Genomic DNA, 10,442 nt, shown 5'->3' on the forward strand with positions numbered 1-10,442 from the left:
TCGGCACTACGGAACGGGCGTGAGTTCGGGCAGGAGCTCGGCGACGAGCAGCAGGTAGCCGAGTTCGCCGCCCTCGGCGAGGTCGGCCAGGTAGGCAAGAGCGGCCTGGTCGCCGATCTCGGCACCGGCCGGGCCTGCGGAGGCGTGCTGAGCCCCGTCGACGGGCCCGGCGAGGGACGGGAGCGAGCGGCCCAGCACATGCTCGGTGAGGTCCGCCAGCTCGAGCAGGCGCAGACCCGCGTCGCGCAGCAGCGCCGGGTAGTCGCCGATCGGGGCCAGCGGGCCGACCATCCACGCCTCGCGGAAACGCTCCAGCACCTCCTGCCTGTCCTCGGCGACGGGTTTGCGCGCGAACATGTCGGTGATGACCACGCGTCCGCCCGGGCGCACCACCCTGCTCATCTCCCGCAACACCCGGACCCGGTCCATGTGCGGCATCGACTCCACCGCCCACACCGCATCGAAGCTGTCGGCATCGAACGGCAGATCGGTGCCGTCGGCGTGCCGAAAGGACAGCAGGTCTGTCATCTCCTCCCGCTCGGCCAGCGCGCACGCGAACGCCAGTTGCTCGCGGCTGATGTTGACGCCGACGACCGCGCTGCCCGTGGCCCGTGCCACCCGGAGCGCCGGCCCGCCCGCACCGCATCCGACGTCAAGCGACCGCCGGCCCGGTCCCACGCGCAGCCGCTTGGTCACCAGATCAGTGAGCCGCTCGGCAGCTTCCCGATAGGGGGTCTCGTCCTGCGAGTCCTCCCAGTACCCGACATGCAGATTGAAGCCCAATTGTTCAAGTGGCAGGTGTGCCGCGCGGTCGTACAGCGCACCGACCGCACTGTCCGCGAACTCACTTGACCGTGCCATAGCCGCATTTCCTCGTCTCCAGCGAAAATCTCCGACGCCTGTCGGCGTGCCAGGCGGATCATGCCCCCGCCCTCCCGGACGAGATGCCTGGCCGAGCACGCGCGAGGTAGGGCGCCGGGGCGCGAACTGCCCGCCGCGCGCCCACAAATGAGGCTGCACGGCGCGAGCCCCCAGGGCAGTTGAGACCATCGCGCCCCCGGGCCGGGGTACGGACGCAGCACAGCCCGCGCCGCGCACGGCACCGCACCGCTCCCCGAACCGCCGCCGGGTCACCGACCGACAGTCGTACTGCACCCCTGACAGAAGCGGCGAGACAGCGCCGGCACCACAGATACTCCTGACGTGTGCGCGGCTTCCCGAACCCCGGCAGCCGGGCAGCGGCCCGAACCGTGGCCGGACCGTCGGCCAAAGCCTCACGACTCAAGACAATGAATCCACAATGCAACACAAGCCAGGAGCAAATCCGCACCTAATCGAGGTGTAGTGTGGCGACATGGGCGGTGAACTCGAAGGCGTGGAAGCACTGCTGGCCGAGGCCCGGCGGGCGGCCGCGATGCCGGACCCTGCCGAGCGGCTGCGATTGCGCCAGGCCGCCGGGCTGAGCAGGCCGCAGGTGGCCGGGGCCGTCGGCGTCGAACCTCAGACAGTCGCGAACTGGGAGACCGGAAGGACCGAGCCGGCGCCGCCGGCCCGCGGAAAGTACCTGCGGCTGCTGGAAGGTCTGGCCGAGATCCACCCCACACCAAAAGAGCCGCGACCCGCGACCGACGAGCCCGCCCCCCGGGCCGCAGCCGACCTGCCCCGCCAGCCCGTTCCGCCGGCCGCTCCACAACACCCCGCGGAGAGCCCCGCGGCGCGCGCCGCGCGTGCCGGACACGAGCGGCATCAGGAGCGGCGCCGCACCACATCGGCGGATCACACGCGTGAGGAGCTGGGGCAGCTGGTCACCGGCGCCGTCCACGAAGAGTTGACAAAAGCCGGCGGCGACGCCGAGTCGGCCATGGACAAGCTGGCCAAGCGAGCGATCCCGGACGTGATGCGGCTGTTCGCCGCCACCCGCAAAACCGCCCGCTACGAGTACACCGCCTACCCCGCACTGCCCGACATCCTTCGCAAACCCAGGAAAGACGCCCCGGACCTGATCTGGGAGGCCCGTCCGTCCTGGCGCCACCCCGGCCACCGCCGCCACCCCGACGGCGACCTGCACGTGACCGCGCTCGATGCCAACGCGGCCTACCTCTCGGCGATGAAGACGTGGCTGCCGATCGGGCGCCTGGAGCACTCCGCCACCGGCGAACACGACAAAAAGCGCTCCGGCGTCCACCTGATCACCCCACCCCCATGGCACCACCCCGAGCTGCCCAGCCCACTCGGCGACCGCGAGGAAGCCGGACCACTGTGGATCACCGAAGCCACCCTGCGGCTCCTGCTGCGCCTGGCCGGGCCGAAGCACCGGCTGCTCGACCCCCCGGTCATCCACGAATCCTGGACATCGAGCGCGACGGAGAACTTCCTCGACGCCCTGCGGCAAATCCTCGCCACCGTACGCGCGAACGCCCTCGCATCCGGAGACGACGTCACCGCCCACTACGTCAAGGCCATGTACTCCAAATTCGTCTCGACCATGGGCGAGTCCCACAACAACCGCGACATCACCCGCCCGGACTGGATGCACATCGTCCGCGCCCAGGCGTTCGCAAATCTGTGGGGCCGCGCGTTCAAGGCCCACCAGGCCGGACTGACCGTCATCTCCGCCATGGGCACCGACGAACTCCACCTTGCCGGCGACTGGCACACCGTGTTCACCGAAGGGCGTGGCCTGTCCGAGATGAAGGTCAAAACCGACCGCGACGGCGTCCCCGTCCACTACACCGTCGCCCGGAGCAGCCGCTGATGGCCGGCCGCTGGATGAACTTCGGCATGTACCGCGCGGAGGGCGTCCCAGGACGCGACGCCCTGGCCGCCGGAGTCGAGCGTATGGTCACCGGCATCGCCTCCCCGGCCGACACCGACCGCGGCATCGCCGCCCGCCTGCGCTACCTCACCGCCTCCCACGCCGGCTACCAGGCCATGGAACGCGCCGGGATCAACGTCACCCGCCGCACCCTGCACGCCTGGCTCGCGGAGGAGCGCTCACCCACCCCGGCCAACCGCGCCAAACTCGACGACGCGTACTGGGACCTCCGGCGGCACAACGTCGCCGCGGACCTCAAACGGCGATTGATGTCCCAGGGCGGGACCCGCATCGAAATCGACCCCGTCGACCAGTCCCGCGTCGAACGCAGACACCGCCGCGACCTCCAAGTCCGCCACCTCAACGTCCGCCCCCGTATCTGGGACGCAGCCGTCAACGCCTGGCTCGAAGAGGACGAAAGCACCCTGGACGCGATCTGGGACGACCTGATCCACGACCTCGGGTCCGACTACGACTCCTACTCCTACGTCTCCTCCATCGGCTGGAACGCCTGATCCCCGCAAGACCCACCACGGTCAGCGAACGCGGCCCGCTCAGTCCACGCCCTCGCACAAAAAGAGCTGACGGTCACCACACTCACACCTCACACCTCACACGCGGCGCAACGCACCAACCCCACTGCCAGTAACGCCCGGCCGACGCACCGGCCACTCAACCAGCGGCGCATGACGAGCCGTTGAGAGTGAACGACACGGGCGACGGGTTCGCCCCCGCCCACGTGCCGAGGAAGCCGAACGTCGCGGAACCGCCGGCCGCCAGCCGACCGTTCCACTCGGCGCTCGCCACGGTGACGGCGCCACCGCTCTGGCTCGCGGTGCCGTTCCACCACTGGTTCAGCCGCTGCCCCTGGGCGAAGGTCCACGCCAGACTCCAGCCATCCACCGGCTCCGCCGACGTGTTCGTCACCGTGGCCCGGCCCTCGAAGCCGCCCGGCCACTCGCGGACCACCCGGTACTCCACCACACAACCCGCCGGCTCCGGACCGTTCGGCCAGTCGGGATCGACCACCGCCCAGAACGCAGACTTGGCCCGGAACTCGGCGTCGAAGAGCAGCGGCGCATCCTTGCGGCCCACGTCCAGCCAGGTATCTCCGTCCTGCACACCCCACAGCGTCACCGAGGTGACCTCGTCCGCATACCGGCCGAACAACTGGAACATCGCACGGTACTGCTCCGCCTGCGCCAACAGCCGCTCCTCGGGCGGGGCAGGAAACGACTCGTCGGCGTTCGTGTAGATCGAAAGGTCCATCTCGGTGATCTGCTGCTCCACCCCGAGCGGCACGAACGTCTGTAGCATCGCCTCGGCCTCCGCGACCGACGGCCACTCCACGTTGATGTGCATCTGGTGACCGACGCCGTGCACCGGCACACCCTCCGCACGCAGCTGGCTCACCAGGTCCAACAGCGCGTCCCGCTTCGCCGGCACGTTCGTGTTGTAGTCATTGATGAACAGCCTTGCGTCCGGAGCTACATCGTGCGCGACCCGGAACGCCGTACGGATGTAGTCCAGCCCGGCGATCTCATACCAGCTGCTGCGCCGCAGCCCATCCGGCTGCGACTCGTCGATGACCTCGTTCACGACGTCCCACACCTGGATGCGGTCGCCATAACGCCCCACCACCGCCCGGATGTGCGCTTCCAGCCGGTCGAGCAGCAGCTCCTTGTTCTCCGGCGTCGGCGTCATCGGCCCGCCCGCCGCGTCGGTGAACACCCACTCCGGAGTCTGGTTGTGCCACACCAGCGTGTGCCCGCGCACCGCCATGCCGTGCTCGGTGGCGAAGTCCACGATCGGGTCGGCGTCGGTGAAGCGGAAGTCGCCCTCGACCGGCTCCGTGGCATCCCACTTCAGCGCGTTACCCGTGGTCAGGGACTCATAGTGCTTCACCAGCAGGTCCCCGGACGAACCGTACAGATCCGCGGGCAGCACCCCAGCACCGACCGGGAAACCGGCGACCGCGTCGCGCAGCGACGGGATGTCCGTCTCGATCGGCGGATCGGGCACGTAGGACACGACGGCGTCGTCGATGAAGAAGCCGTCCGTGACGCTCGCGGTCTCGACGTAGAAAGCCAAGTACTCCGCCTCCGTACTCGGCGTGTACGCCCCGCTCAGCTCCACCCAGCCACCCGAGGTGACCTGTGCGCTGCCGAGCGTCTGATAGGTGGACCGCCCGTCAATCCGGCGCTCGGCGCTCAGCCGAACGGTATCCCCGGCCGAGCCCTCGGCCGACCGCACCCACAACGAGACCTGGTACTCGGCGCCGAGCGAGAGGAGTTCACCCACGTTCAGGGTTGGCCCCTGCCAGGTGTCCGTCCGCCCGGTCACGGCCAGGCTGCCGGTGCCGCCGTGCGCGACCTCGCTGCTCGCCGCCACGGTCTCGGCGCCGCGCGCGGCCCACCCTTGCGTAGTGCCGTCCTCGAAGTCGGCGGAGACCACCGTCACCGGCTCCTCGGACACCGTCGCGGGCTCGGCCGAGGCGGCACCCGGCGGGGCCACGAGCGCGACCGCGACGGGCACGGTCGCGCACAGCACCGTCCAGAGCGCCGCGCGCCATCGGGAGAGCCGGGGGAACGCACGCATCCGGAGGTCCTTTCCACTGGGCGACCGGCCCGATCCAAGAGCGCGTGGGAGCGCTCCCATGTGTGCGCAAATGCTAGCGGTCACCCGGTCACCCAGGAAGGGCACAGGACAGGACGGATGCTGCCATCACGAACGCCGTCGCCACCCCGCATCGGCCGCTCCGATGCACCAAGTTGTTCATGGAACAATCGTCAAGACTTGTGGATGTCAATCGCGCCAGGTGCCCGTCCAGTCGTAGAGCGGCGCTGAGGTGGCATACTCCCGGAGGTAGGCGATCTTCTCCCCTTCGAGCCTGGCGATCGTTGCGCCCTGGAAGGTGGCTGCCTCTCCTTGCCAGGTGCAGGAGAAGATCCATTCGGCGACCAAGCCATCCCCGGCGGTCGCCTGCGAGGTGATCTCCCAGCCATCGACCGAACCACCGACACCGAACCACGCACGCATCCACTGTTCGACCCGTTGCCGACCACGGTAGACCGGTCCGTAGCACTCGGTGATCACGCAGTCGTCGGTCAACGTGGCCAGTACTCCGGCAATATCGTGACGTCGCCAGGCGTCGATGTAGGCATGTAGTTGGTTCATCAGGCTCATTCCTTTGTCTGGACTGGCATTCAGTCCGGCGAGCTGGAGTCATCCAGGGGTGCGGGTAGGTTGACGTGTGATCAGGCCACAGCCTGCTTGGGGCGCTCGATGAGGACGCCGTTTTCGAACCTGGCGCCGGCGCGGATCAGGGGGACCAGGTGGGCGCCGCTGATCGTCCTCCAGCGGGCTTGGGCGGACTCGACGAGCTTGAACACCATCGCGAGGGCCGCGGCCGGGCTGCCGGCGCCGCGAGTGACCTTGGTGCGGAGGTTGACGGTGGAGAACGTGGACTCGATGGGGTTTGTGGTCCGCAGGTGGATCCAGTGCTCGGCCGGGAAGTCGTAGAATGCCAGCAGTTCCTCGGCGTCGTCGGTGATCTTCGCGACGGCCTTGGGCCACTTGGCGCCGTAGATGCGCGCGAACGCCTCGATCGCCTGCCCGGCGTGGGCGCGGTCCTCGGCATTGTAGATCTCCCGCATGGCCTTCGTGGCGGCAGGTTGCGCGGACTTCGGAAGGCAGTTCGTGACATTCCGGGCCTTGTGGATCCAGCACCGCTGATGCCGGGCAGCCGGGAACACCTCGGCCAGCGCCTTCCACAGCCCCATCGCGCCGTCGCCGACGACCAGTTCCGGGCCGCGCATGCCGCGTCGGCGGCAGTCGCGCAGCAGGTCGGCCCACGACTCGGTGGACTCACGCAGGCCCTCGGCCAGCGCGATCAGCTCCTTGGTGCCGTCCAGACGGACGCCGAGCAGGACCAGCACGCACGAGTGTGCCTGCCCAAGCCGAACCTTGGGGAGCACCCCGTCCGCCCACACGTAGACGAAGTCCCGGTCCGATAGGTCCCGGTCCTGGAAGGCGGTGTGGTCGTCCTGCCACTGCCTGATCAGCCTGGTCACCGTCGCCGGAGACAGGCCGGCCGCGCTGCCGAGGAACTGCTCCAGCGCGGGCACAAAGTCCCCGGATGACAGCCCGTGCAGGTAGAGCAGCGGCAGCACCTCGGAGATCTTCGGCGACTTGCGGCACCACGGCGCCAGGATCTTCGACGAGAACCGCTTGCGTTCGCCGGTGGTCTCGTCCACGCGCCGGTCGTTCACCCGCGGAGCCTTGACCTCGACCGGCCCGGCGGCCCTGACGACTGTGCGGGGACGGTGGTGGCCGTTGCGGGCCACCAGTCGCCGACCGCGCTCGTCGGTCTCGGCGGCCAACTCGGCTATGTACTGGTTGACTTCCGCTTCCAGCGCGGCGGCGAGCATCCGGCGGGCGCCCTCCCGCACGATCTCGTCGATCAAGGAGGTGGACTGCGTGGAGCTGTCGTCAGTGACTACGCTGAGCACGGGCGTGCCTTCCCGACCCGCGCTGCGAACGCGGGCCTACTCGGTGACCATCACAGGATCATTCGGGAAGGTACGCCCTTTGCGTGCCCGCCCGGAACCGATCCACAAGTCCTGAGCATTGCTCCAAAGTTGACCGCGATGAGCGCGGGAAACGTCACCGCAGAAAAGCCCTACAACGCGGGAACACACAGCATCACGCCGTCGCCGAGTGCCGCCGCGGCCACGAGCACCACGCCATAACCGAACCGGCTCGGCAGGCGGGCGGCCATTATCGAGCCCACAAGTGCCCCCGGCCCCGTCGCCGCAAGCACCAATCCGATGGCCGATCCCGGCAGCTCCAATTCCCGTGGCAGGAAGAGCATGTAGACGGTCACCGTGGCCGCGAAGGAAAACTGGAAGGCGGCGGAGACGAGACACACCGTCCGCAGCGAGGCATCGCCGACGGCACGAGAATCCTTCGAATGACCAACAACAAGGCCCACCATCCGGTGCACAACAGGGGCGCCACCGGATCGGGCAAGGGAAGACTCGCTGTGCCGCAGCATCAAAGGCAGCACGCGATGACAGGCCCCGCACGGCCTACAACATCAACGCGCGCTCGGACAACCGAGCATGCCTTCTCTCCTCGTGCGTGACTCGCTGCCCGCACTTCGCCCCTCGGCAGCCACAGGGCGAAAGGCGATTGAAGCCCGCCGCTGGCCCGGCGGGCAGCGCGGTGGCCTCGATTCGATGCCCGACTTTCCCAATGACCAGAACCCCGACCAAGACGAGAGCACACACCCCACCCCACATACGACGCTTCCCCGCGAATGGAACAGGAGGACAATGGCGGCAGGCGGCCCACCCGCCGGCCAAGGCCGATCGAGGGGAAAACGGGTGGCGGGCATATCAGGAGAGACCGGCTCCAGGCCGGGCCGGGGCGGACAACTGGTCGCCGCCGTCGGCTGCGGCCTCCCGCTGCTGGCCATGCTCATCGGCATCGCCGGACTGGTGACCCACTTCGCGATCAAGACACCCGCCTCGCCCTACCAAGTAGTGTTCTCCACCTCCGGCAAGAGGTGCGGCAGCGACGGCGACTCCGAAGACTCGGAGCTCAACCTCGATGAGAAGACGGGCGAAGTCCTGTACTGCACCATCCTGCCCCCGGTTGTCAACGAAGGCCGGGCGCGCGCCAGCGGGGCGTTCTCCGCCGAGGAGGTCGCCCGGGTCACCGGGCTGTCGGAGCCCCTCGCCTCCGACGGCAACTGAGTAAGGCAAACCAGCAGGACGTCGAACGGCTGGTCGCGGAGATCGGCCGTGAGAACGGCCACGAGAAGACATCATCGACCTGGCTGGAGGACCTGACCTGGAAGGCCGGCCTATACAGCCTCATCGCCGGACTGGCGGTGCCCTTCTGCATCGGGCTCTGGGCGCACTTCACGGAAACGGGTAGCGGCCCCCCAGGCCGCTGAGAGGGCGTACAGACGGCATCGCAGCGGCGAGAAAGGCGAAGGCGCCAGTGCCCACTCGCCCCCAACGCCGCTGGCGATCGCCGCCGCAGGAGCAGGCAAGGCGCCGCACCGGCGCCACCGCCCGCACGATGAAAAGGAGTTGAAGGCCGCAGACACCCGTGCTAACAACGAGGGCTGGCCATCGGGTGGTCGAGGCAGAACGAGGGCGGCGATCGCGTGGCACAGGCAGCAGCGACGGACGACGGCACAGAGCAGCGCGGCCGCAAGGGCTGGCCGCTCCTGGCAGCGGTAGCGGTCGACGCACTAGGCATGGGCCTCTATCTCCCGCTATCGCTCCTGTACTTCCTCAAAGTCACTGACCTGGACCTGGCGACGATCGGCGTACTCGTCAGCGTGACCACCGCACTCACCCTGCCGGTACCAATAATCATCGGACGGCTCGTCGACCGACTCGGCCCTCGGCTGGTGGTCGCCAGCGGCCAAACACTACAAGGGCTCGGCTTTCTGCTCTACCTGGCGGTCTCCGGGCCGAGTTCACTGGTAGTCGCGGTCCTCGTGACAACAGTCGGCCTGCGGGTGTACTGGTCCTCGGTCTTCACACTCGTCGCCGACCAGGCGGACGCCGAGGGAGCCGATGCCAAGGACCACTGGTTCGCTCGGACCGGGATGATCCGAGAAACAGGCGGCGGGGCCGGTGCGCTGCTCGCGGGCATCCTGCTCACCATCGACTCCGCACGCGTCTACGACGGACTTATTCTCGGCAGCGCCCTGGCATACCTCGTCGCCGCACTGGTGGTCGTCCTCGCCGTGCCACCCACCCCGCACGCCCCGCCACCGGCCGAGGGCCACTCCGGCCACCGAGCGTTGTTGCGGGACCGGCCCTACCTCGCGCTAATCGGGACATGCACCATCTTCGCCCTGTGCAGCTCGTTCCTCGCCCTGTCGCTGCCCGTCTACGTCGTCCAGGGCCTGTCCGGACCCGAATGGGTCCCCGGCCCTCTTCTCGCCCTGAACACATTGCTGTTGGCCACCTGCACAGTCACGCTCACCCGCTTCCTCCGCCGCCGATGCACCCGCGCCCGCGCCATAGCGTGGGCTGGCGGACTGTGGACGCTGTGGTGCGCCGCGTCGGCGGCGGCCGTCCTGCTACCGTCCGAGGCGCTGGTGCCATGCCTGGTAGCGGTGGTGGTGTGCTACACCGCGGCGGAGATGATCTACGGGCCCGCCTCGAACGCGCTCGCCGCGGACGCGGCACCCGCCGGATCGCGAGGCACCTACCTGGCGGCGTTCCAATACTCCTTCGCTTGCGCGAACATCCTCGCACCCAGCCTATTCGGCCTGCTCTTCAGCCAGAATCGCCTGCTCCCATGGCTCGCCGTAGGCCTCCTCGCCGCGCTGGGCGCAGCCCTGATGCTGCGCCTGGAACATCGACTGCCACAAGAACACCAAACCCCGGAACACAAAAGCGGCCCCCAGAACATCGCACCCAAGAGCACTGCTTGATCAGCACACGAAACGAACCCGCCAGATGAGAAATATAATTGCGGAGCAATTATATTCAGCAATTCCGGAGGAATTGCTCCTGAATTCCGGAGGAATTCAGGACCGAATTCCGGAGGAATTCGGTTCCGGCCCGTAGGGCCGGGCGTCGTTCCTGCGGAGCAG

8 protein-coding genes and 1 pseudogene are annotated in these 10,442 nt (G+C 68.5%); 4 read left to right on the forward strand and 5 right to left on the reverse strand.

Annotated features, from left to right (window positions below; translation table 11 throughout):
- Positions 1 to 6: 6 nt before the first annotated feature.
- Positions 7 to 861, reverse strand: a complete 855-nt coding sequence (locus STBA_RS34870) for a methyltransferase domain-containing protein (protein WP_077062988.1) — start codon at positions 859 to 861, stop codon at positions 7 to 9.
- A gap of 493 nt (positions 862 to 1,354) precedes the next feature.
- On the opposite strand from STBA_RS34870, the gene STBA_RS34875 reads away from it, so the two are divergent.
- Positions 1,355 to 2,755, forward strand: a complete 1,401-nt coding sequence (locus STBA_RS34875) for a helix-turn-helix domain-containing protein (protein WP_077062989.1) — start codon at positions 1,355 to 1,357, stop codon at positions 2,753 to 2,755.
- On the forward strand, positions 2,755 to 3,330 hold the full coding sequence (locus STBA_RS34880) for a transcriptional regulator (protein ID WP_077062990.1): 576 nt from the start codon (positions 2,755 to 2,757) through the stop codon (positions 3,328 to 3,330). The genes STBA_RS34875 and STBA_RS34880 overlap by 1 nt, the downstream gene beginning before the upstream one ends.
- Positions 3,331 to 3,487: 157 nt before the next feature.
- On the opposite strand, the gene STBA_RS34885 is transcribed toward STBA_RS34880, so the two are convergent.
- The 4 genes and pseudogenes from STBA_RS34885 to STBA_RS34900 all read right to left on the reverse strand — a co-directional run.
- On the reverse strand, positions 3,488 to 5,413 hold the full coding sequence (locus STBA_RS34885; RefSeq protein ID WP_077062991.1) for an endo-1,4-beta-xylanase: 1,926 nt from the start codon (positions 5,411 to 5,413) through the stop codon (positions 3,488 to 3,490).
- Positions 5,414 to 5,620: 207 nt separating this feature from the next.
- A complete protein-coding gene (locus STBA_RS34890) occupies positions 5,621 to 5,992 on the reverse strand; it encodes a nuclear transport factor 2 family protein (RefSeq protein WP_077062992.1) in 372 nt (123 codons plus the stop codon).
- A gap of 80 nt (positions 5,993 to 6,072) precedes the next feature.
- Entirely contained in the window at positions 6,073 to 7,326 is a 1,254-nt protein-coding gene (locus STBA_RS34895) for an IS256 family transposase (RefSeq protein ID WP_107485168.1), read from the reverse strand.
- Between the two features lie 173 nt (positions 7,327 to 7,499).
- Positions 7,500 to 7,766: pseudogene (locus tag STBA_RS34900) on the reverse strand (MFS transporter); the annotation flags it as partial.
- A gap of 436 nt (positions 7,767 to 8,202) precedes the next feature.
- Between STBA_RS34900 and STBA_RS34905 the strand changes: the two are divergent.
- Positions 8,203 to 8,574 carry a hypothetical protein gene (locus STBA_RS34905; RefSeq protein WP_077062993.1) on the forward strand — a complete coding sequence of 124 codons (372 nt, stop codon included), beginning with the start codon at positions 8,203 to 8,205 and terminating at the stop codon, positions 8,572 to 8,574.
- Between the two features lie 419 nt (positions 8,575 to 8,993).
- Positions 8,994 to 10,280, forward strand: coding sequence for an MFS transporter (locus STBA_RS34910; RefSeq protein ID WP_077062994.1), 1,287 nt, complete (start codon positions 8,994 to 8,996; stop codon positions 10,278 to 10,280).
- Positions 10,281 to 10,442 lie beyond the last annotated feature (162 nt).

It is taken from the genome of Streptomyces sp. MP131-18, from assembly GCF_001984575.1.
GTDB classification, from domain to species: domain Bacteria; phylum Actinomycetota; class Actinomycetes; order Streptomycetales; family Streptomycetaceae; genus Streptomyces; species Streptomyces johnsoniae.